Origin of the sequence: Pandoraea commovens (assembly GCF_024704525.1) — a bacterium.
Lineage (GTDB): Bacteria > Pseudomonadota > Gammaproteobacteria > Burkholderiales > Burkholderiaceae > Pandoraea > Pandoraea commovens.
On sequence record NZ_CP102780.1, the window covers coordinates 2505391 to 2526616 of the forward strand.

A 21226-nucleotide genomic window follows, 5' to 3' on the forward strand; every position below is an offset into this window, starting at 1 on the left:
CGGGCTCTCTCCAGGACGGAGAGGACATTCCAGCACCGGATCGAATCGCCGGTAACTGTCAACGTTGACAGGCACCGCGCCCGGCATTGAAGCGCTGAAGACTTCTGGAGGAGGGACCTGTCAACGTTGACAGGTCATCGGCCTGAACGGCCTTAGTCGGACGCGTTGCGAACGTTCATCGCAAGCAGATAGGCGTCTCCGCGGGTGGTCTCGTACTCGACGATCTGACCTGTCTGAAGCTGGGAGGCACCGGGCGTGCAGATCTCGCTTTCATGGACGAAAACGATTTCTCCGCCCCCATGCGGCGTGATGAATCCATACCCCTTTTCCGGGTAGTAATCCTTGACGGTGCCGCGCGGCATGATTTGCTCTCCTTCGAAGCGACAAATCGAAACCCGGTGCCTGAATCTGCTATTGCCGCACCACGGGCGGCATACCGACTCTGCGGACGGGGGACGTCCGCATGACCTGATCGGACGCGTCAGCTGGCGACGTTTTCCGGCTTGAGTTCGACGATGGCGTCGAGCGCGGCTTTCACGTCCATGGCGTACTTGGCCAATGCCTTCTGCTCGTCGGTTTTCGGCTCGAAGGACGGCACGCCCACCGGGTGGTTGCTCTCGTCGACGGCGACGAACACCATCAGGCAGTCGGTCGTCTGACGCAGTTCGCCCCACTTCGGATCGCCCGCGTGAACCGACACGTGGATGTGCATGCTGGTGCGGCCGGTGGCCACGATGCGCGCGCGCAGTTCCACCAGATTGCCCACCAGAATCGGACGACGGAAGCGGATATTGCCGACGCTGACCGTCACGCAATAGCGGCCCGACCACGTCGCGGCGCAAGCGTAGGCCACTTCGTCGATCCACTTCATCAGCGAGCCCCCGTGTACCTTGCCGCCGAAGTTGACGGCAGCCGGTTCGGCCAGAAAGCGGAAAGTGACTTCAGAGCGTTCGATCGGGTTCTGCGGGGTATTCATGGTGTTTTGTTTTTGCTGACGGATAGTACTTTCCCGGCCGTCGAACGGCGTGTGACCGTGGGGGCGTCAGGCCGGGGGATGCGCAATGATACTGCGATTGCGTGACACCTGCCGATGCCCGGCCCGATCCACCGTTTCCCGACCCGGCACCCGGGAGCGAATTCCGCAAGCGCCCGGTGCGGCGCGCGGCGCAGAGTGTCGCGGTTGTGCCAGCGCAGGCCTCGGTCGTGGCGAGGTTTGTCAGGGCCGAAACCAACGAGTAGGGCGGTGCGTCATGATCCAGACTCCAGGTGGTTCTCCACACGTTTGCATTCCGATCGAGCGTATGCGGGCGCCTCTGTCCGAGACCCTGTCGCACGAGCACGACGCTGCGACAGTCCCCTTGCTCAACGACTTCGAAAATGTACGCAACGCCAACGCGTCTGCGACGCTCGATGCGCCGTTTGGCGAAGATAGTTCGATGGCAGACGTCGAAGCCGGGATGAACGAGATTCTGCGTGAAGTGATGGCGCAACAGTTTGCCGCGAAAGCTCTGCCTCCCGATGATGGCGACAACAATTCGAAGGTCGAGGGTGCTGTTTCGGACGCACCTCATACATTGACGGCACCGGGTGCGTCCCTGCTGTCGTTGTCATCGCCCACAGACGCTCTCGCGCCCGCCGGGCCATCGGAACCCGCCGCCGTCGCAATGCCGGTCAGCTATCCCGGGCTGCTTGGGATCGTTGTGGTGGCGACCCATGTCGCTAATCTGGCGAGTCAGCTGGTGAGTTGCTTGTCCCCGTACATCGCGCCCGATCTCTTCTCCCGGTGGGCGAACGTCATGGTCTGCGAATGGGTGCGGCCTGGGAAACCGCGCGTGACCCGGGAGGCGAGTTGCAAGGTGTTGGTCGTCGGTAACGCGGTATTTACCCCGGGGATGATGGTGGCGCCGTACTTCGCTGTGCTCGCACTAGGCGACCTGATCTGTTGGGGGAAGGAATTCCAGAACCCCGGCAGTCAGCCGTTTCAGGGCGACAGCCTGGCGAATCTGATCTCATGGATCAATTCGCGTGGCGGGTTTGCGAAGGTGCTGGACGTGTTAGGGCCGGGGACGCAAAAAGTCACGGGAGACGATTTGCCCGTCAAGGTATCGTTGCCCAAACGCGCGGTATCGGGGATTTTCGACAAAGTTCGCAATGCGCTGGCACATCACGACGATCCGCAATGGCAGAAGTCCATCGCGAGGCAAATTCGACAGGCGTCTGCTGCGGCGTTCGTGATTCTGATTGCGCGCTTGCCGTTCAGCGACGACACGGTGTCGCTGCCCGCAGGGTTGCTGGATTTTTACACGTGGCTGGAGAAGGCGGGGGCCGCGACAAAGCTGGCAGCGGCCAGCGCCGAGTCGCTCGTGAAGCCTGTGCAGTCAGAGGTCAGCGGTGGTGGCGACGCAGACGTTGGCGACCCTGTAGATCCCGAGGCACTTCAGAGTGTTTATGTCGATTCACCTGAGCTCGTGGATCATTGACGATCTCAAACGCCGCGCCCGCCGTCCCAAAACCGCAAGAACATACAAGACGATGGCAAGCCGGGTTCGCTATGCTGCGATGCCGGTGGTTATCCGTCGTTATTGCAGGAGTGTTTGTGTCTGGAATGTCTTCTTCGGCTGCGTCTTCACAGCAGTCCGATGTCAAAATCGAAGTCGCGCGCGGTATGCGTGCTTCATTGCCGGTCATGTTGGGGTTCGTGCCGTTCGCGATGGTGCTCGGTGCGCAAGCCACTCAGAAAGGCATGCCCGCGTGGCTCGTGCCGCTCATGACCGGCATGAACTTCGCCGGTGGTTCCGAGTTCACGGCGGTCCATTTGTGGACCTCGCCGCCGCATCTCGCACTGATCGTCGCCATGTCGTGCCTCGTCAATTCGCGTCACATTCTGATGGGGGCTGCGTTCGCACCGTTGTTGCGTCACGTGCCGCTGCGTCGTGCGTTGCCATCGTTGTTTCTGATGTGTGACGAGGCCTGGGCAATGGCACTGGCCGACACGCAGGCGCGTAAGGCCGACCGTATTAGCTTGCCGTATTACCTCGGTGTCGCTGTCAATCTCTGGCTCGCGTGGATTGCCTTTACCGCGCTTGGTGCAGTGCTGGGGCCAGTGCTTGGCGACATCGAACAGTACGGCTTCGATATGGCGTTCACCGCTGTCTTCCTCGTGCTGCTTCGCGGGATGTGGCGCGGCATGCGCAAGAGTTTGCCGTGGCTGGTGAGTCTTGTCGCGGCTGCGCTGACCTATCTATATGTGCCGGGGTCGTGGTACGTGGCCGCCGGTGCGGTCGCAGGCTTGCTGGCTGCCGTGCTGATGGAGCCGCGTCATGATTGATGCCGCAGTGTTTCTGCCCGTTGCGACGGTGGCGCTGATGGCGGCCACGACGTACGCCACACGAATCGTCGGCTTCCTGTTGTTGCGCGATCGCGTGCTGAGCCCGCGCACGCGTTCGGTGATGGAGTGCCTGCCGGGCTGTGTGCTGATCTCAGTCATCGCGCCGTCCTTCGTGTCGGACCGGCCAGCCGATCTGCTGGCGCTGGCTGTGACGCTACTCGTCTCGCTGCGCTTTTCTCTGTTGCCGACCGTGGTCATCAGCATTGTGGCGACGGGGGCATTGCGCTATCTCGTCGGCTGAGCGTCAATCTGCCGTCCCCCGGGTGAACCGCACAGCGGCTCATTTCTCCGCACCCATAAAAAAACCCCGCTAACTTCAGCGGGGTTCAAGAAGTGCCCGGTAGTACAGAGCAGGGCCGGGCACTCGGGGGGAAGCCTTGACTTCAGTGGGCGCCGGCTGCGGCATCTGCGCCGCCACCACCGCCACCTCGAATCGGTCGCGTAATCCACACCATCGCGATCATCAGCACAAACAACACCGCCGAGATCCAGAAAATATCGTTCGCACCGAGCATCGCTGACTGTTGCGTGACCAGTCGGTCGATGTAACCGTGAGCCTGCGGGGTCGACATGCCGAGCTGATTGAGCGACTGGACCGAGCCGTTGAACGTGGCGTCGTAGGGCGTCAGATTCTCCGTCAGCTGTGCGTGGTGCAGCGAGATGCGGTTATCCCACACGGTCGTTGCAATCGAGGTGCCGACCGCACCGCACGTAATCCGCACGAAGTTCGACAACCCCGCCGCCGCCGGAATGCGATGCCCCGGCAGACCCGACAGAATGATGGCTGTCAGCGGGATGAAGAACATCGACATCGGTACGCCTTGCAGGAACGTCGGGATCATCAGCGTGCGCGTGTCGACAAGCGTGTTGAAGTGCGAGCGCATCAGGAACACGAGCGCAAACAACAGGAACGAGACGGTCACGACCCAGCGGGCGTCGAGCTTGGGCAGGAACTTTCCGATGATCGGCGACAGGATGATCGCGAACAACCCGACCGGGGCCATCACCAGACCGGCTTCCGTTGCCGTGTAGCCGAGATAGATCTGCAACCACTGCGGCAGGATCACGAGGTTGCCGAAGAACAACCCGTAACCGACCGAGATGGCGACCACGCCACCGGTGAAGTTGACCCGCTTGAACAGCGTGAGATCGACCACCGGGTGCTTCTCGGTGATTTCCCAGACGACGAAGAAGCAGAACGACACCAGCGCAACGAGCGCGAGGATGACGATCGTCGACGAATTGAACCAGTCGAGTTCCTTACCCTTGTCGAGCATCACCTGCAACGAGCCGACCCACAACACGAGCAAGGCCAGTCCGACGGTGTCGATGGGCTTGCGCTGTGTCGGCGTCTCACGCTTCTTGTAGATCATCCACGTGACGTAAGCGGCGGCGATACCCACCGGAATGTTGATGTAGAAGATCCACGGCCAGTGGTAGTTGTCCGAGATCCAGCCGCCGAGAATCGGGCCCATCACCGGGGCGACGAGTGTCGTCATCCCCCATAAGGCGAGGGCCATCGAACTCTTCGCGGGCGGATAGCTCGAGAGCAGCAGCGATTGCGACAGCGGAATCATCGGACCGGCCACGGCGCCCTGCAACACGCGGGCGGCCAGCAGAATTTCGAGCGTGGGCGCCATGCCGCACAGCCACGAAGCCAGCACGAAGAGCAGGATCGACGTGATGAACAGTCGCACTGCACCGAAGCGCTCGGTCAGCCAGCCCGTGAGTGGCACCGAAATGGCGTTGGCGACGGCGAACGACGTAATCACCCACGTTCCCTGGCTCGATGAGACACCGAGGTCGCCGGAGATGGCGGGAATCGATACGTTGGCAATCGAAGTGTCGAGCACGTTCATGAACGTGGCGAGCGACAACGCGATGGTGCCGAGTACCAGCTGCCCTCCCGAGAGCGGGGCAGGAGCGTTTTGAGTTGCCATGAGTTGTCAAAGGGGGTGGGGGGCACCCCCCTCCGATTTACAGGGGACGAGCGCGGGCCGGCTGGTTACGCGTGTCGTTGGCATCGCCTGCACTCGCGCCTGCATTGGCAGCCGCAGCACCGGCGTTCTCGGTGATGATCTTGGCGACGATGTCGTCAGCGTCGTGGCCGACCTTGTCGTACACGTCGGTCGAATACACCGGCAGGGTCGGCGCTTCGCCCAGTTCCTTGCCGTCGGTATTCCGCACGTTCACCTTGACCTGCATCGACAGACCCACGCGCAGCGGATGCTGCTGCAACTGCTTCGGGTCGAGCGCGATACGCACCGGCAGACGTTGCACCACCTTGATCCAGTTGCCCGTGGCGTTCTGTGCCGGCAGCAGCGAGAAGGCGCTGCCCGTACCGGCCGAGAAGCCAGCCACCGTGCCCTTGTATTCCACCGACGAACCGTACACGTCTGCCGTGAGCGTGACCGGCTGGCCAACGCGCATGTGCGAGATCTGCACTTCCTTGAAGTTGGCGTCGACCCACACTTCGTTGAGCGGCACCAGCGCCATGAGCGGTGCGCCCGTGGCGACACGCTGGCCGACCTGCACCGAGCGCTTGGCGACGTAGCCGTCAACCGGTGCCGGGATGGACGTACGGGCGTAGTCGAGGTACGACGCACGCACCTTCGCGGCCGCCTGTTGCACGTTCGGATGCGTGGTCACCGACGTCTTGTCGGTGAGCGCCTTGTTCGACACCAGTTGTGCACGCGCCTGTTCCAGCGCGGCCTGCGCCGACTTCACGGCGTCTTGCGCGTGGGCCAGTTCTTCGCGCGACACGGCACCCGTGGCGATGGCCATTTCACGGCGCTTCACGTCGGCCTGCGCCTTCGCGAGTTCCGACTGACGCATTGCGACCGTGGCGGCGTACGCATCGTTATTCACGAAGTACGTACGGACCTGACGCACGGTCTGCGCGAGGTTGGCTTCGGATTGCAGCAGGGCGACGCGAGCGTCGGTCTGATCCAGCGTGACCAGCGGCTGGCCAGCCTTGACCATCTGCGTGTCGTCGACCTTCACACCGGTGACGGTGCCGGCCACTTGCGGCGTGATCTGCACGACGTTGCCTGCGACATACGCGTCGTCGGTGTCTTCGTAGTAGCGCGCATACAGCGCGTAATAGGCGCCGTAGCCGATGGCCGCAATCGCGATCACGGCCGTCAGCGTCAGCATCATGCGGCGGCGCTTGCCGTTGTTCGGTGCCGGTTGGGCAGGCGCTTGTTGTTGGTTGTCGCTCATCATTTGCTCCGTACTAATCTCTCAATGTGCTTTTGACGTTTGTCTTGTTTTGCGTGACGTTCAGTGCGTTCAGTGCGTTCAGTGCGTTCAGTGCGCTCAGTGCGTTTGAGCGTTGCCCGCCTCTGCGTCTGTCTTTGCCGTGCGCTCCTGGCCCACGACGAGTCCCGCCGACTGCGCGTCGAAACCGCCGCCCAGCGCCTTGATCAGGCCGATTTGCTGGTCGCGACGTGCGCTGTCGATGTTCACGCGAGCCTGTTCCTGCGCCAGCAGCGACGACTCGGCCGTCAGCACGGTCAACTGCGGTGTCAGCCCCGCCTTGTAGCGGTCGATGGCGAGGTCGTAGGCGCGTTGTGCGGCTTCTTGCGCCACGCGTTGCGACACCATCTGCTTGTCGGCGGAACGGATCGACGACATGCGGTCGGCGATATCGCCGAGCGCCTTGTTGAGCGTCGAGTCGTAGTTTGCGACGGCGCTTTCATACGCGGCGTACTGACCCTTCAGGTTGGCGCGCAGGCGGCCGCCGTCGAAGATCGGCAACGTAATCACCGGACCGGCCTGAATGTTCTGGCTGCTCGGATCGATCAGCTTGCCAAGCCCGAAGGTAGAGAAGCCGAATGCGGCGTTCAGGTTCACGTCCGGATAGAAACGCGCTTTAGCGACGTCCACACCCTGCAGTTGCGATTCCACGCTCCAGCGAGCCGAGACGATGTCCGGGCGGCGGCCGAGCAGGGCGAGCGGCAGGTTGTCCGGCAGGGCCGGTGTAGCGAGTTGCGCGAGCTTCGGCGGTGCGATTTCCAGACCGCGGTCCGGGCCCTTGCCCAGCAGCACGCCGAGCTGGTGACGCGTGAGCAGAATCTGACCGTCGAGCTGTGCGATTTGCGTCTGAATGTCGGCGCTGTTGCTGTCGGCCTGCTTCTGTTCGACTTGCGTGTCGAGACCGGCGCGCACGCGATCGGCCGTCAGCTTGCCAAGGTTCTGGCGCTGCTTGCTGATACGGTCGAGCACGTCGTGCAACGCGTATTGCTGCGCGAGCTGGTTATAAGAGCGGGCGACGGCCGTCGACAGCGCGAGACGCACTTCCTGGTCTTCGGCTTCTTCGGCGCGCTCGGCCGACGTGGCTTGTGCTCGTGCCGAACGGTTCTTGCCCCACAGATCGAGTTCCCACGACAGCGACGCATTCAGATCGCCCTGCGTGAACCATGCGCCGCCGTAGCCCGGCGGGTAGATGGTGTTTTCGGTGAATTTCTGGCGATATACGTCGCCGTTGAAATTGACCGACGGCAGCAACGCAGCTGCGGCGCCTTCCGTCTGCGCCTGCGCAGCCTTCAGGCGGGCGGCGGCCATGGCGAGATCGGGGTTGCCTGCGAGCGCTTCGTCGATCAGGGAGACGAGTTGCGGATCGCCGAAGCGTTGGGCCCAATCGGTGCCCGGCCACTGACCACCCTCTGAGGGCAGGCTGCGCTGGGTTTGATAGTGCTCAGGCGTGGTGATCTGCTTGTCGCTATGGATGCCGGCGAAGTTCGCACAACCGGCAAAACCCAGCGTCACAGCCGCCAGACAGAGGGCGGAAATCGCTGAGCGGGCCCGCAGATGCGGGAGGAACGGTGAGGCCGCTTTCATCGCAAAACCTTTACGAGTGAAGTCTTGTACTGACAGTAATCGGGAATCAGGGGCTGACGAGGACTTGCAATAGTGGACTCGACAAGCATTTCTGAACGGGAATCGAGGCAATTCGGATGGATTTCTCGGGGGCTCGCGCCGTCATCCGCCTTCGCCGTTGGCGATCACCCGTCGCAGCAAACTCTTCAGAAACCCGATTTCCTCGACGCTGAAACCGCCCATCAGGTGGTCGGCAGCGCGGGTGAAGATGTCGGGCATCCGGTCGGCCATTGCATTGCCAGCCTCCGTTGCACTCAGGTTCACGGTGCGGCGGTCGCTTTTGCTGCGCTCGCGAACGAGCAATCCGTGCGCTTCGAGCCGGTCGAGCAGGCGGGTGACCGCGCTTGCATCGATACAGTAGTCACGGGCGAGGTCCGCTGCCGTCTTGCTCTTGCCGGTCGCCACCTTGTAAAGCATGGTCGCCTGCGTGCTGGTGAGGCCGTACTGCGAGGTTTCCTTCGTCAGTTCCGCCAGGATCAGCTGACGCACACGCGCCACGAGATACCCGAGGGAATCATCGATGTCGTAACCGTTACGCGGGGGATCGGCTTGCGGTGCTTCCGGCTGAGACGTCGGCGCGGTCGCGGAGAAAGTGACGGAAGGATCGGACATTTTCATGCAGCTGCAATAGTTGACTTGTCACGATTATAGCGGGTACTTAATTAATTTCAAGTCGATGCAATAGTTGACTAGGCAAATATTGCGGAAAAAATTAGAGTTAACGCTCTAATTTGGTGCGTGGCATCGAAAACGCGGGGACGGGGAGGGGGGAGAATCACCGGTCTGTTTCGTGACGAATGAGGGGCAATCGGCGAATCAATGGTGCATGCCGTTGTTGCAATGCAGAAAGGCCATGACGTGAGACATGCGCAAGTGGTAGAATCGCGGATTCCTCAAAGGCTTTTTCGAGCACCCCTTTCATGACCCGCGCTCTCCGTAATATCGCCATCATCGCGCACGTCGACCACGGCAAAACCACGCTCGTCGACCAGTTGCTGCGCCAGTCGGGCACCTTCCGCGAAAACCAGCAAGTCGCTGAACGCGTGATGGACTCGAACGACATCGAAAAAGAGCGCGGCATCACGATCCTCGCCAAAAACTGCGCCGTCGAATACGAAGGCACGCACATCAACATCGTCGATACCCCGGGACACGCGGACTTCGGCGGTGAAGTGGAGCGTGTGCTCTCGATGGTCGACAGCGTTCTGCTGGTGGTCGACGCCGTCGAAGGCCCGATGCCGCAAACGCGCTTCGTGACCCGCAAGGCCCTGGGCCTCGGTCTGAAGCCGATCGTCGTGGTCAACAAGATCGACCGCCCGGGCGCACGTCCGGACTGGGTCATCGACCAGACGTTCGACCTGATGGACAAGCTCGGCGCGACCAACGAACAGCTCGACTTCCCGGTCGTCTACGCTTCGGCCCTGAACGGTTTCGCAAGCCTCGATTCGGATGTCCGCGAAGGCACCATGAAGCCGCTGTTCGATGCGATTCTCGAACACGTGCCGGTTCGCGCTGCCGATCCGGACGCGCCGCTGCAGCTGCAAATCAGCTCGCTCGACTACTCGACGTTCGTCGGCCGTATCGGTATTGGCCGTATCACGCGTGGCCGCGTCAAGCCGGGCCAGCAAGTTGTGATGCGTTCGGGCCCGGACGGTGAAATTCTCAAGCGCAAGATCAATCAAGTTCTGACCTTCAAGGGTCTGGAGCGCGTGATGTCGGACGAAGGCGCCGAAGCTGGCGACATCGTGCTGATCAACGGTATCGAAGACGTGGGTATCGGCGTGACCATCTGCGACGCGGATACGCCGGAAGCGCTGCCGCTGCTGACCGTCGACGAGCCGACCCTCACGATGAACTTCTGCGTGAACACGTCGCCGCTGGCTGGCCGCGAAGGCAAGTTCGTGACGAGCCGTCAGATCCGCGACCGTCTGGACAAGGAACTGAATCACAACGTGGCGCTGCGCGTGAAGGACACCGACAGCGACTCGATCTTTGAAGTGTCGGGCCGTGGCGAACTGCACCTGACGATTCTGATCGAGAACATGCGTCGCGAAGGCTATGAACTGGCCGTGTCGCGTCCGCGCGTGGTGATCAAGGAAATCGACGGCGTGAAGCACGAGCCGTACGAAATGCTGACCATCGACCTGGAAGACGAACACCAGGGCGGCGTCATGGAAGAAATCGGTCGTCGCAAGGGCGAAATGCTGGACATGGTGTCGGACGGCCGTGGCCGTACGCGTCTTGAATACCGCATTCCGGCTCGCGGCCTGATCGGCTTCCAGGGCGATTTCCTGTCGATGACCCGTGGTACGGGCCTGATGAGCCACATCTTCGATGCGTACGCACCGGTCAAGGATGGTTCGCTGGGTGAGCGTCGTAACGGCGTGTTGATCTCGCAGGACAACGGCGATGCCGTGGCCTACGCCCTGTGGAAGCTGCAGGATCGTGGTCGCATGTTCGTGAAGCCGGGTGACGCCCTCTACGAAGGCATGATTATCGGTATTCACAGCCGCGATAACGACCTCGTGGTCAACCCGATCAAGGGCAAGCAGCTCACGAACGTGCGCGCGTCGGGTACCGACGAAGCCGTGCGTCTGGTGCCGCCGATCGCGATGAGCCTCGAATACGCCGTGGAATTCATCGACGACGACGAACTGGTCGAAGTCACGCCGCAGACGATTCGCCTGCGCAAGCGTCATCTGATCGAGCACGAGCGCAAGCGCGCTTCGCGCGAAGAGAAGTAAAGCCGGCGACGGAAACGCGGCGCAACGGATGAAGAGTCCGTCGCGCTGCGGGATCTGTCTGTTGGAAGAAAAGCCGGTGCCATGCGCCGGCTTTTTGCTTTTGTCATCCCGAACTTTCATCCCCCAATCCGTTGACGTTTCCGGAGTCCTTGCCTGACATGACCGATTTTGTTCGAACCGAAATCCGTGGCCGTATCGGCTTCATCACGCTGACGCGCCCGAAGGCACTCAATGCGTTGTCGCACGACATGATTCGCGCGATGGCTGCCGCGCTCGATCAGTGGCGCGACGATCCCAAGGTGCTGGGTGTCGTGCTGCAAGGCGAGGGTGAGAAGGGGTTGTGCGCGGGTGGTGACATTCGCTACTTCCATGAGGCCATCAGTGCGGGCCGCACCGACATCATGGACTTCTTCGCCGACGAGTATCGGCTCAACTACACGATCGCGTCGTACCCGAAGCCGTACATCGCCCTGATGGACGGTGTAGTCATGGGCGGTGGCATGGGCATCTCGCAAGGGGCGACGTTGCGTATCGTTACCGAGGCGACGCGCATGGCGATGCCCGAGACGGCTATCGGCCTGTTCCCGGATGTCGGCGGCGGGTTCTTCCTTTCGAATCTTGCGGGGCATCTCGGTGAGTACCTTGGCACCACGGGGATCGTGTTCGGCGCAGTCGATGCGTGTGAAATCGGTTTGGCGGACGTGGTGGTGCCGCGCGCGTCGTTGCCTGAGTTGTGCGACCGGCTGGTTAATGGAGACTGGCAGGATAGCGATGCCGTGCTCGACGCGGCACGTACGTTCGCGCGCGAAAGTCTGCCGCCTGCCGGTCTTGCACCCGGCAAGCTCGCACCTCTGCGCAGCGTGATCGATGAGCACTTCGGTCTCGCAGACATGCCCGCGATTCTGAAGGGCCTCAAACTCGAAGCGCGTTGCGAATACTCGGGCTGGGCGGAGGAAACGGAAGATCTGCTGCGCACCAAGCGGTCGCCGTTGATGACATGTGTGGCGCTTGAGCAGGTGCGTCGTGCCCGCAAGTTGTCTCTCGCGGACGAACTGCGTGAAGAGTGGTTGATGATGCGCAGCGTCTTCAATCTGGACGGCCGCACCGGTGCCGAAGGCGTCGAGGGCATTCGCGCGATGGTGATCGACAAGGACCACAAGCCGCGCTGGCAACACGCGAACATCGAAGCCGTAAAGCCGGAAGACGTTGCGCGATTCTTCGACGGCGAGCGTCACGGTGCCGACAATCCGTTGCTTGCGCTGGGGCAGTGACTTACGGCAAGTGAGTCCGTCCTCCGGTCGGAGCGAATAAGCCGCAAGAACCAGCGCGCTACGCTGGCTTCAGCCCGTCTTCGCGCAACGCGCTAACGCGCTGAGAGGCCAGCGCAAAACATCAAACCGCCGCCTGGCAGAACTGTTCGCCAACGGCTTGATCGAGTTTGCGGCAGATGTCGGCAAACGTGCCGACCATCACGATGTGCGACCTGTCTCGATAGACGCGCACATCGTGACCTTCCTGCGTGTCATGCGCTTCACGGCGAGCCTGCTGTTCCCGAACGTTGCGCGACGCTTTCACGGCTTTTCCGGCGGGGCAGCCCCGGCGGGTCGCCGACGCGACGGCGGCTGCAATCGTGCGCGGCAGCGTGGTCGTGCGAGTGCGGTTGGGCACGGTGTAGGAGCGGGCGATGGCGGGTGCCGAAGCGAACGGTCCGGACAGTGCCGAGAGACCGTACACCGCAGAAAGTCGCGTCTGCGATGACACGCGAACCGGCGATTGACCGAGAGACGTACGCAGCAAACCAAAGAGTCGAGCCATGATGCGATCCTTCTTTCAAAGCGGGTCAGAGGGACGTGTCTTGCTGCGAATGGCGTTCATCTCACAAATCGCAGGCGCAGCAGGGCACGGGCGCCGGACCCAGCCCGGCGCAATCAAATACAAATCTTCAGGGAGCGGGGCAAGTCGCTGTGTCGCGCTGCCCCGGTTCGCGATGAGAGACCGTCAGCGGCCGCTCATTGATCGTTCATAGATCGTTGTTGCGAATCAGACCGACCGCAATCCCTTCCAACGCGAAATCACCGCTGCCTTCGTCGACATTGATGTTCTCGAAGTCGGGGTTCTCGGCGATCAGTTCGACGCCACCCTTCACGCGGTGAAAACGTTTGACGGTCACGTCGTCGCCGATGCGTGCTACGACGATCTGACCTTCGCGTGCGTCGGCAGCCTTCTGCACGGCAAGCAGGTCGCCGTCGAGAATGCCCGCGTCGCGCATCGACATGCCGCGCACCTTCAGCAGGTAATCGGGCTGACGCGCAAACATGTTCGGATCGCACTGGAAGTTGCGTTCGATATGTTCCTGCGCCAGGATCGGGCTACCCGCAGCGACGCGGCCGACGAGCGGCAGCGACAACTGCATGAGGCCCATGTGCGGCAGCGTGAACTGATGCGTGCCGCCCGCGTCGTCCAGACGCTTGAGACGAATGCCACGCGATTGACCGGCGGCAAGCTCGATGACACCTTTGCGCGCCAGTGCCCGCAGGTGCTCCTCGGCGGCGTTGGCGGAGGAGAAGCCCAGTTCTGCGGCAATCTCCGCGCGCGTCGGCGGAAAGCCGGTGCGCTCGATCGCTTGCTGAACCAGTTCGTAGACCTGCTGTTGACGGGCGGTAAGTTTGATCATGGCATCACTGTATGGAAGCACAGGTGGCTGTATTTTTGTACAGTGTTTGCAAAAACGCAAGGGAAAACTTCATGTACTGCGTGAAGTTTCCGTCCACCGTGCCCGTCTCGATGCCACTTCCTCGGGTTTCATGCGTTCGTATCGGCCCGGCATCATCCGATGTCACCCCATGCCCCCGCTACGACACAAACCAGCGACGCAACGCGCTATCCAGCCCGTCGATGTTGTTTCCATCGCCGCGCCACGCGATGCACGCATCGGGGCGCAGCAGGAACGAGGGGCCGTCGCCGACCTTCACACAGCGCACGCCGGGCGTCATAGAGGCTACCCGCTGCGATGCCTGCTGCCCTTGCGTCGCATCGAGCAACACCCCGCGTCCGTCGAGCATCGCATCGTAGAGATGTGAGCCATCCGAGAGCGTCCAGTCGCCTGCCAGGCGGCCGATATCAGGATGGGAGACCTCAGAAGCCACCAGGTCGTATCGCGTCGACACACCGGTCATCATCTCTCCGATGAAGCGGTTGACGTCGTCGAAGTCCATCAGTTTGGCGATGAGGTCGCGCATTGCGCCCGATTGCGGGTCCGGACGCAAGATCGCGACTTGCGCGCGCGTGTTCGCCAGCACCGCTTCGGCCACCGGACGCCGCTCTGCGGTGTACGTCGCGAGCAAGCTTTCAGGCATATCGCCGCGAATGACGGCAGCGAGTTTCCAGCCAAGGTTGGCAGCGTCAAGCAGGCCAAGGCTCAAGCCCTGACCGCCAAAGGGCGAGTGAACGTGAGCGGCGTCGCCTGCGAGGAAACCGCGTCCCTGCTGGTAGCTGTCGACGAGACGCGTGTTGTCTGCCCAGCGACTGGCGGCATGCAGCACATTCACGCGCACCTCCTGGCCACTGGTGCGACGCAGGACCGCTTCGATCTCTTCGCGCGTGACAGGCGCTTGCCGATCCTCAGGCGGCCCGGAAAAGTCGAGCATGAACAGGCGTCCGGGCACAGGGCCATAGCAAAACACCCCCCGCTCGGTGCGATTCCATCCGATAGGCAACAAGCGCTCGGGGTGATCGACGTCGGCCGTCGCCTGATAAAAGGTGAGCGTCGGCGTGGTGCCGGGGAACGCGAAGTCGCACAACTTGCGCACGGTGCTGCGCCCGCCGTCGCACCCGATGAGGAAAGCCGCACGCACGCGACCCGGCCCGCCGGGCGAGACCCAGGAGATCTCGACACCGTCATCTGAGGTCTCGATTCCCGTCACTTCATGCTCGCGACGCACCTCAATCCCAAGCGCCTGCGCTCGTGCACCCAGCATGGCTTCCAGTGCAGGCTGATCGACGTGACGGGGCCGCCGGTCGGGGTCGACCTGCGCGTCGCGCCGAATGAGGGAAAGCCCGGCGAAATGGCCATTAAACTTCGAAGCACGGGCACTAAGATCCGCGCCCGTCTGTTGGGTGAAGGCCTGCATGGCCTGTGCGCTGCGTTGCTGCGCGTCGTCGATGGCCGTGCGCATGCCACGACGCAACAGCGCTTCGCCCGCGAGCGGCCCGAACGACAACGCCTTCATCGCCTGACTAGGCGACGCCAGCCGTTCGAGCACGAGCGCGCGTGCCCCGCCGAGCGTCAGTTCGATGGCGGCGAGCAGCCCGACGGGACCGGCACCGACCACTACAACATCAATGGAGTTTGTCATATACTTCGTATAAATATGTACTGAGTACATGTAAACTAGGCCATCAGGAACCCCATGTCAACGCCCACCGATTTGAGATCGAGAAAACGCCTTGCCACCCGGCAGGGCATTTCCAATGCCGCGACACGGCTTTTCCACGAACACGGCTTCGATCATGTGACGGTCGACCAGATCGCGGCGGCCGCCGATGTCGGGCGCATGACCGTCTTCAACCACTTCCCGCGTAAGGAAGACATGTTCTTCGACCGGGACGAGGAGGGGCGCGACGCACTTCGGCAAGCCATCCATGAGCGGGAGGCGGGTGTCTCGCCCGTCGAGGCGCTGCGGTGTCTGGCGCATCGTCTGGTGGCGCAAAACAGCCCCTTCGTGAACTTTTCGGCCCAGAGCCAGGGCTTCATCCGAACGATCGAAGGCAGTGAGACGCTCAAGGCGCGCGCCCGGGCGATCCGGGACGAACTGGCCGACGTTGTGGCGCAGGCGCTCGCCGAAGCGGTCGACCGGCCGACGCCGGACGTCGAAGCCCAACTGGCCGCAGGGCTAATGCTCGCCGCCTGGACGGTCGCCTTCCTCAACGCCCGTCGCACATTCGGTCTGTCGCGGGACACCGCTGAGGCTCAGAAATCCTTCCTGAGCCTTGTAGACAGGGGGTGTGCAGGCGTTGCCGCCGCACTGCACGGCACCCCTTACGTCTGATGACGGCCCCGTCAGCACAATTTCTCTAATCCTTATTCCGGCATAAACAAAAGCGAAAATATTATTTTTAATTATTTAGACGCCCTCATAGACTGGCCTCCTACACACGAGAAGCAAACAAGGAGTGCAAGTCATGAACAAAGCAGCACGGGGATGGAAAGCTAAGAAGCTGGCAGTCGCGCTGGGTGGTCTGGCGCTGGCCGCCGGCATGACGATTCAGGCGCAGGCTGCGAGCCTGTCGCTGCTCAACGTGTCGTACGACCCGACGCGTGAGCTTTACGCCGACTACAACAAGGCCTTCGAGGCCCACTACAAGCAAGTCGCTGGCGACACGGTGACGGTGAAGGCCTCGCACGGCGGTTCGGGCAAGCAAGCCCGTACGGTGCTCGACGGCGCACCGGCTGACGTCGTCACGCTCGGCATCTCGGCCGACATCGACGAACTGGCCGCCGCCGGTCTCGTGAACAAGGATTGGCAGAAGCGTCTGCCGGATAACGCCACGCCGTACACGTCGACCATTGTGTTGCTCGTGCGCAAGGGCAACCCCAAGGGCATCAAGGACTGGAACGACCTCGCCAAGCCGGGCATCAGCGTGGTGACGCCGAACCCGAAGACGTCGGCTGGCGCTCGCTGGAACTACCTCGCCGCATGGCTCTATGCGCTCAAGCAACCGGGCGGTAACGAGCAGAAGGCGCAGGATTTCGTGAAGGCCATTTACAAGAACGTCGGCGTGCTGGATTCGGGCGCGCGCGGCGCGACCACGACGTTCGTGGAACGCGGCATCGGCGACGTGCTGATCGCCTGGGAAAACGAAGCGCTGCTGTCGGTGAAGGACCTCGGTCCGGACAAGTTCGACATCGTGGTGCCGTCGTCGTCGATCCTGACGGAGCCGCCGGTGGCGATCGTCGACAAGAATGTCGACAAGCACGGCACGCGCAAGGCTGCCGAAGCCTACCTGCAATGGCTGTATTCGCCGCAGGGACAGGAGATCGCCGCGAAGCACTTCTATCGTCCGCGCTCGCCGGAAATCGCCAAGAAGTACGAGTCGCAGTATCCGAAGCTCAAGCTCTATACGGTGGACGCCGATCTGGGCGGCTGGACGAAGACGCAGGCGAAGCACTTCGCCGACGGCGGCATCTTCGACCAGATCTACACCAAGAAGTAAGGGCAAGGACCATCGCATGAGTACCGCACTCTTTCCAATGTGGCGCAAGCCAAGTGCCTTGCCGGGCTTTGGCCTGACGATGGGCTACACCGTCGCGTACCTGAGCCTTGTGGTGCTGGTGCCGTTGCTGATGGTCTTCATCAAGGCAAGTTCGCTCGACTGGGCGAGCTTCGTCGCCGCAGTGAGTTCGCCGCGCGTGCTGGCGTCGTACCGCCTCACGTTCGGGATCTCGCTTGCGGCGGCAACGCTGAACGCATTTTTCGGTTTCATCCTGGCGTGGGTGCTGGTGCGCTACACGTTCCCGGGCAAGCGCTTCGTTGATGCGCTGATCGACCTGCCGTTCGCCTTGCCGACGTCGGTCGCGGGCATCGTGCTGGCCGCCATCTACGCGCCGAACGGCTGGATCGGGCGCTGGTTCGAGCCGCTCGGCATCAAGATCGCCTTCACGCCGCTGGGTATTTTCGTGGCGCTCACGTTCATCGGCCTGCCGTTCGTGGTGCGCACCCTGCAACCGGTGCTCGAAGAGTTCGAGCGCGAGCAGGAGGAGGCCGCAGCATGCCTCGGCGCGACTCGCTGGCAGACGCTGCGTCACGTGATTCTCCCGGCGGTGCTGCCCGCCTTGCTCACAGGGTTTGCGCTGGCGTTCGCCCGTGCGGTCGGTGAGTACGGCTCGGTCATTTTCATCGCGGGCAACATTCCGATGGTTTCGGAAATCACGTCGCTGCTGATCGTGACCAAGCTCGAACAATACGATTTCGCTGGCGCGGCGGCGCTCGCCGTGGTCATGCTGCTGATCTCGTTCGTGCTGCTGTTACTTATCAATACGCTGCAATGGTGGCTGCAACGCCGCCATTCGGGTCGTCGCGCCAGTGGCGTGTGATGTAAGAACCTCGAAGAGAACGTTTCGATCATGTCCGATTCACTCGCACTCTCGCACGCTGTGTCGCAAACGGTGAAGGCTCGCAAAGCCGATCCGACCGACGAGCCCGCGTACGTCAAAGCCGTCCTGATTGCGGTGGCGCTGCTGTTTTTCGCGTTGTTTCTGGTGCTGCCGCTCGCGTCGGTCTTCGTGACTGCGCTGGGCAAAGGGCTCGCGCCGTATTGGGAGGGGCTGACAAACGATGACGCACTCTCCGCGATACGTCTGACGTTGCTCATCGCGGTCATCGCCGTGCCGCTTAACCTGGTGTTCGGGGTGGCGGCGTCGTGGGCGATTGCGCGCTTCGATTTCAAGGGCAAGAGCGTGTTGACAACGCTCATCGACTTGCCGTTTTCCGTCTCGCCGGTTGTAGCAGGTCTCACATTCCTGCTGATCTTTGGCCGTCAGGGTCCGCTGTGGGACTTTCTCGACGCGTACAACCTGAAGATCGTGTTCGCATTGCCGGGACTGGTGCTTGCAACGGTGTTCGTCACGTTCCCGTTCGTTGCGCGCGAACTGATTCCGCTGATGCAGGCGCAGGGCAGCGAGGAAGAAGAAGCAGCGCGCGTGCTGGGCGCAAGCGGCTGGCAGGTATTCACGCGCGTGACGCTGCCGAAGATCAAGTGGGGCCTGCTGTACGGCGTGATTCTCTGTAACGCACGCGCTATGGGCGAGTTCGGGGCGGTGTCGGTCGTCTCGGGGCACATTCGCGGTGAGACGAACACGCTGCCGCTGCACGTGGAAATTGAATACAACGACTACCACACGGTTGGCGCATTTGCGGCGGCGTCGATTCTCGCGCTGCTCGCACTGGCCACGCTGGGGCTGAAGCTCTGGGCGGAACGCAAGCTGGCGCAGGACAAGGCCGCGCGTCGCGAAGACGCCGTGCAGGCCTGAGCGGATATTCACGCATAGCAGACAAGTCGCGTCGAACAGCATCGAGGAGCAAGACAAATGAGCATCCAGGTACAACAGGTTTCCAAACACTTCGGCGACTTCGCCGCGCTCGACGACGTCAGTCTCGAATTCCCCACGGGGGAACTGGTCGCGCTGCTCGGGCCATCGGGCTGCGGCAAGACGACGCTGCTGCGCATCGTCGCCGGGCTGGAGTTTGCCGACGCGGGGCGCGTGGTCCTCAACGGCGAGGACGTCGATTCGGTGGGCACGCGCGAGCGTCAGGTCGGCTTCGTGTTTCAGCACTACGCCTTGTTCCGTCACATGACGGTATTCGAGAACGTGGCGTTCGGTTTGCGCGTGAAGTCGCGCCGCGATCGCCTCTCGGACGCGCAGATTCGCAACAAGGTGCATGAGCTGCTGGGCCTCGTGCAACTGGACTGGCTGGCCGATCACTATCCGGCAGAGCTTTCGGGCGGGCAGCGCCAACGAATCGCGCTCGCACGTGCACTGGCTGTCGAGCCGAAGGTGCTGTTGCTCGATGAGCCGTTCGGCGCGCTCGATGCCAAGGTGCGCAAGGAATTGCGCAGCTGGCTGCGCCGTTTGCACGACGAGCTTCACATCACGACGATTTTCGTCACGCACGATCAGGAAGAAGCGCTCGAAGTGGCCGATCGCATCGTGCTGATGAATCGGGGCAAGGTTGAACAGATCGGCGCACCGCAGGACGTCTACGACACCCCGGAGAGTGCGTTCGTGTACGAGTTTCTCGGCGCGGCGAACCGTCTGTCGGGCGAGTTGCAGACGCACGACTTTATTGCGGACGCGGGCAAGTATCGCGTCACCGTGCACAAGGACGATCTGCCTGCCGTGCCGCAGGACGGGCGCGCGATTGCGTATGTGCGTCCGCATGATCTGGCATTGGTGCCTGCGGGCGACGGCGGCCCCGGTATCGACGTGGCGGTGCGCCGCGCGATTCCGCTGGGCGGTACGGTGCGCGTGGAGCTTGCGGCACCCGGCGACGCCGTGTGGGAAGCCGAACTCACGCGCTCGGGCTGGAAGTCCCTCGGCGCGGGCGCGGGGACGACGCTGCGCGCGGTGCCGCGTCAGTTGCGCGTGTTTTCGGCGCAGGCATAACGAGCGGTAGCAGCGGTGGGAGCTGTACAAGCGGTACACGTCAAAACTACAAGCGGTACTTCATCCATAGACGTCACGGACAGACAAGCAACAGGGCGGAGTTAGATCATGAATTTCCAGCAATTGCGCTACGTGCGCGAAGCGGTTCGGCAGAACCTCAATCTGACGGAAGCGGCCAGTGCGCTGTACACGTCGCAATCGGGCGTGAGCAAGCAGATCAAGGATCTGGAGGACGAGCTCGGCGTGGACGTCTTTGTGCGTCGCGGCAAACGCCTCACGGGCCTGACTGAGCCGGGCAAGGCGGTGCTGCAACTGATCGAGCGCATGCTGCTCGACGCCGAGAACCTGCGCCGTGTGGCGCGTCAGTTCGCCGATCAGGACAGCGGGCACCTTGTGGTCGCCACCACACACACGCAGGCGCGCTACGCACTGCCGCAGGTGATCAAGCAGTTCACGAGCGTCTTCCCGAAGGTACATCTGGCGTTGCGCCAGGGCAGCCCGCGCCAGATCGCGCAGATGGTCATCGACGGCGAAGCGGATATCGGCATTACGACCGAGGCGCTTGATCGCTTTCCCGACATCGTCACGTTCCCGTGCTATTCATGGCATCACGTGGCTGTCGTGCCGAAGGAGCACCCGCTGGTCGGCCGCGAGAACCTGACGCTCGCCGACATCGCCGAATACCCGATCATCACGTATGACGGCGATTTCACGGGCCGCTCACACGTGGACAAAGCGTTCACCGATCAGGGGCTGGTGCCGGATATCGTGCTGACCGCGCTCGATACGGACGTCATCAAGACGTACGTCGAACTGGGGCTGGGCATCGGCATTGTGGCGGCGATGGCGGTTGATCCGCGCAAGGATCAGGATCTGGCCGTGCTGGAACTCGAAAATGCGTTCGAGCCGAGCACGACGCGCATCGGCCTGCGACGCGGCGCATTCCTGCGCTCGTACGCGTATCGTTTCATCGAAATGCTCGCCCCTGCGCTCAAGGAGCAGGAAATCTCGACGCAGTTGCGCGAGGCGCTGGAGTTTGCGGCCTGACGT

The 21226-nt window shown here is 62.3% G+C and carries 20 protein-coding genes; 11 read left to right on the forward strand and 9 right to left on the reverse strand.

What is annotated here, in order from left to right; translation table 11 throughout:
• Positions 1-152: 152 nt before the first annotated feature.
• Entirely contained in the window at positions 153-362 is a 210-nt protein-coding gene (locus NTU39_RS11675) for a cold-shock protein (protein ID WP_150666337.1), read from the reverse strand.
• A gap of 119 nt (positions 363-481) precedes the next feature.
• Entirely contained in the window at positions 482-976 is a 495-nt protein-coding gene (locus NTU39_RS11680; RefSeq protein ID WP_039398880.1) for an acyl-CoA thioesterase, read from the reverse strand.
• 325 nt (positions 977-1301) lie between these two features.
• Here NTU39_RS11680 and NTU39_RS11685 point away from each other — a divergent pair, with 325 nt between their 5' ends.
• From NTU39_RS11685 to NTU39_RS11695, 3 genes are all read left to right on the forward strand, one after another.
• A complete protein-coding gene (locus NTU39_RS11685) occupies positions 1302-2480 on the forward strand; it encodes a hypothetical protein (protein ID WP_257959865.1) in 1179 nt (392 codons plus the stop codon).
• 125 nt (positions 2481-2605) lie between these two features.
• Positions 2606-3328 (forward strand): AzlC family ABC transporter permease, encoded by a 723-nt coding sequence (locus NTU39_RS11690; protein WP_150666339.1) that lies wholly within the window; start codon positions 2606-2608, stop codon positions 3326-3328.
• Positions 3321-3629, forward strand: a complete 309-nt coding sequence (locus NTU39_RS11695; protein WP_257959866.1) for an AzlD family protein — start codon at positions 3321-3323, stop codon at positions 3627-3629. The genes NTU39_RS11690 and NTU39_RS11695 overlap by 8 nt, the downstream gene beginning before the upstream one ends.
• A 142-nt stretch (positions 3630-3771) precedes the next feature.
• On the opposite strand, the gene NTU39_RS11700 is transcribed toward NTU39_RS11695, so the two are convergent.
• The 4 genes from NTU39_RS11700 to NTU39_RS11715 form a co-directional block, all read right to left on the reverse strand.
• Complete coding sequence (locus tag NTU39_RS11700; RefSeq protein ID WP_150666341.1) at positions 3772-5328, reverse strand: DHA2 family efflux MFS transporter permease subunit; 1557 nt, start codon at positions 5326-5328, stop codon at positions 3772-3774.
• Between the two features lie 37 nt (positions 5329-5365).
• Positions 5366-6610 carry an HlyD family secretion protein gene (locus tag NTU39_RS11705; RefSeq protein WP_150666431.1) on the reverse strand — a complete coding sequence of 415 codons (1245 nt, stop codon included), beginning with the start codon at positions 6608-6610 and terminating at the stop codon, positions 5366-5368.
• A 96-nt stretch (positions 6611-6706) separates the two neighbouring features.
• A complete protein-coding gene (locus NTU39_RS11710) occupies positions 6707-8230 on the reverse strand; it encodes an efflux transporter outer membrane subunit (protein ID WP_257959867.1) in 1524 nt (507 codons plus the stop codon).
• A gap of 141 nt (positions 8231-8371) precedes the next feature.
• Positions 8372-8881 carry a MarR family winged helix-turn-helix transcriptional regulator gene (locus tag NTU39_RS11715; protein ID WP_150666343.1) on the reverse strand — a complete coding sequence of 170 codons (510 nt, stop codon included), beginning with the start codon at positions 8879-8881 and terminating at the stop codon, positions 8372-8374.
• Between the two features lie 308 nt (positions 8882-9189).
• On the opposite strand from NTU39_RS11715, the gene typA reads away from it, so the two are divergent.
• Together typA and NTU39_RS11725 are read left to right on the forward strand one after the other, a co-directional pair.
• On the forward strand, positions 9190-11013 hold the full coding sequence (gene typA, locus NTU39_RS11720) for a translational GTPase TypA (protein WP_150666344.1): 1824 nt from the start codon (positions 9190-9192) through the stop codon (positions 11011-11013).
• Positions 11014-11171: 158 nt separating this feature from the next.
• A complete protein-coding gene (locus tag NTU39_RS11725) occupies positions 11172-12284 on the forward strand; it encodes an enoyl-CoA hydratase/isomerase family protein (RefSeq protein WP_150666345.1) in 1113 nt (370 codons plus the stop codon).
• Positions 12285-12405: 121 nt separating this feature from the next.
• On the opposite strand, the gene NTU39_RS11730 is transcribed toward NTU39_RS11725, so the two are convergent.
• The 3 genes from NTU39_RS11730 to NTU39_RS11740 form a co-directional block, all read right to left on the reverse strand.
• Positions 12406-12828: a hypothetical protein gene (locus NTU39_RS11730; RefSeq protein ID WP_150666346.1), complete on the reverse strand. Its 423-nt coding sequence runs from the start codon at positions 12826-12828 to the stop codon at positions 12406-12408.
• A 205-nt stretch (positions 12829-13033) separates the two neighbouring features.
• Positions 13034-13687: a transcriptional repressor LexA gene (gene lexA / locus NTU39_RS11735; protein ID WP_039398858.1), complete on the reverse strand. Its 654-nt coding sequence runs from the start codon at positions 13685-13687 to the stop codon at positions 13034-13036.
• Positions 13688-13865: 178 nt separating this feature from the next.
• Positions 13866-15368 carry an FAD-dependent oxidoreductase gene (locus NTU39_RS11740; RefSeq protein ID WP_257959868.1) on the reverse strand — a complete coding sequence of 501 codons (1503 nt, stop codon included), beginning with the start codon at positions 15366-15368 and terminating at the stop codon, positions 13866-13868.
• A 54-nt stretch (positions 15369-15422) separates the two neighbouring features.
• Between NTU39_RS11740 and NTU39_RS11745 the strand changes: the two genes are divergently transcribed.
• From NTU39_RS11745 to NTU39_RS11770, 6 genes are all read left to right on the forward strand, one after another.
• Positions 15423-16061, forward strand: coding sequence for a TetR/AcrR family transcriptional regulator (locus NTU39_RS11745; protein WP_257959869.1), 639 nt, complete (start codon positions 15423-15425; stop codon positions 16059-16061).
• Positions 16062-16194: 133 nt separating this feature from the next.
• Positions 16195-17226: a sulfate ABC transporter substrate-binding protein gene (locus NTU39_RS11750; protein WP_039398846.1), complete on the forward strand. Its 1032-nt coding sequence runs from the start codon at positions 16195-16197 to the stop codon at positions 17224-17226.
• A gap of 16 nt (positions 17227-17242) precedes the next feature.
• The gene (cysT, locus tag NTU39_RS11755; RefSeq protein WP_150666349.1) at positions 17243-18106 is read left to right on the forward strand and encodes a sulfate ABC transporter permease subunit CysT; all 864 of its coding nucleotides are present in this window, start codon (positions 17243-17245) and stop codon (positions 18104-18106) included.
• A 30-nt stretch (positions 18107-18136) separates the two neighbouring features.
• Positions 18137-19042 (forward strand): sulfate ABC transporter permease subunit CysW, encoded by a 906-nt coding sequence (gene cysW / locus NTU39_RS11760; RefSeq protein WP_257959870.1) that lies wholly within the window; start codon positions 18137-18139, stop codon positions 19040-19042.
• Positions 19043-19099: 57 nt separating this feature from the next.
• Positions 19100-20176: a sulfate/molybdate ABC transporter ATP-binding protein gene (locus NTU39_RS11765; protein WP_257959871.1), complete on the forward strand. Its 1077-nt coding sequence runs from the start codon at positions 19100-19102 to the stop codon at positions 20174-20176.
• Between the two features lie 108 nt (positions 20177-20284).
• Complete coding sequence (locus tag NTU39_RS11770) at positions 20285-21223, forward strand: CysB family HTH-type transcriptional regulator (RefSeq protein ID WP_039398842.1); 939 nt, start codon at positions 20285-20287, stop codon at positions 21221-21223.
• The last annotated feature ends 3 nt before the right edge of the window (positions 21224-21226 follow it).

Bases quoted from the DNA above. Each gene is read 5' to 3' on its own strand.
- cysT (WP_150666349.1), top strand. From the start codon at position 17,243: ATGAGTACCGCACTCTTTCCAATGTGGCGCAAGCCAAGTGCCTTGCCG.
- NTU39_RS11730 (WP_150666346.1), bottom strand. From the start codon at position 12,828: ATGGCTCGACTCTTTGGTTTGCTGCGTACGTCTCTCGGTCAATCGCCG.
- NTU39_RS11690 (WP_150666339.1), top strand. From the start codon at position 2,606: ATGTCTTCTTCGGCTGCGTCTTCACAGCAGTCCGATGTCAAAATCGAA.
- typA (WP_150666344.1), top strand. From the start codon at position 9,190: ATGACCCGCGCTCTCCGTAATATCGCCATCATCGCGCACGTCGACCAC.
- NTU39_RS11740 (WP_257959868.1), bottom strand. From the start codon at position 15,368: ATGACAAACTCCATTGATGTTGTAGTGGTCGGTGCCGGTCCCGTCGGG.
- NTU39_RS11710 (WP_257959867.1), bottom strand. From the start codon at position 8,230: ATGAAAGCGGCCTCACCGTTCCTCCCGCATCTGCGGGCCCGCTCAGCG.
- NTU39_RS11770 (WP_039398842.1), top strand. From the start codon at position 20,285: ATGAATTTCCAGCAATTGCGCTACGTGCGCGAAGCGGTTCGGCAGAAC.
- NTU39_RS11700 (WP_150666341.1), bottom strand. From the start codon at position 5,328: ATGGCAACTCAAAACGCTCCTGCCCCGCTCTCGGGAGGGCAGCTGGTA.
- NTU39_RS11765 (WP_257959871.1), top strand. From the start codon at position 19,100: ATGAGCATCCAGGTACAACAGGTTTCCAAACACTTCGGCGACTTCGCC.
- NTU39_RS11705 (WP_150666431.1), bottom strand. From the start codon at position 6,610: ATGAGCGACAACCAACAACAAGCGCCTGCCCAACCGGCACCGAACAAC.
- NTU39_RS11680 (WP_039398880.1), bottom strand. From the start codon at position 976: ATGAATACCCCGCAGAACCCGATCGAACGCTCTGAAGTCACTTTCCGC.
- NTU39_RS11725 (WP_150666345.1), top strand. From the start codon at position 11,172: ATGACCGATTTTGTTCGAACCGAAATCCGTGGCCGTATCGGCTTCATC.
- lexA (WP_039398858.1), bottom strand. From the start codon at position 13,687: ATGATCAAACTTACCGCCCGTCAACAGCAGGTCTACGAACTGGTTCAG.
- NTU39_RS11685 (WP_257959865.1), top strand. From the start codon at position 1,302: ATGCGGGCGCCTCTGTCCGAGACCCTGTCGCACGAGCACGACGCTGCG.
- NTU39_RS11715 (WP_150666343.1), bottom strand. From the start codon at position 8,881: ATGTCCGATCCTTCCGTCACTTTCTCCGCGACCGCGCCGACGTCTCAG.
- NTU39_RS11695 (WP_257959866.1), top strand. From the start codon at position 3,321: ATGATTGATGCCGCAGTGTTTCTGCCCGTTGCGACGGTGGCGCTGATG.
- cysW (WP_257959870.1), top strand. From the start codon at position 18,137: ATGTCCGATTCACTCGCACTCTCGCACGCTGTGTCGCAAACGGTGAAG.
- NTU39_RS11745 (WP_257959869.1), top strand. From the start codon at position 15,423: ATGTCAACGCCCACCGATTTGAGATCGAGAAAACGCCTTGCCACCCGG.
- NTU39_RS11750 (WP_039398846.1), top strand. From the start codon at position 16,195: ATGAACAAAGCAGCACGGGGATGGAAAGCTAAGAAGCTGGCAGTCGCG.
- NTU39_RS11675 (WP_150666337.1), bottom strand. From the start codon at position 362: ATGCCGCGCGGCACCGTCAAGGATTACTACCCGGAAAAGGGGTATGGA.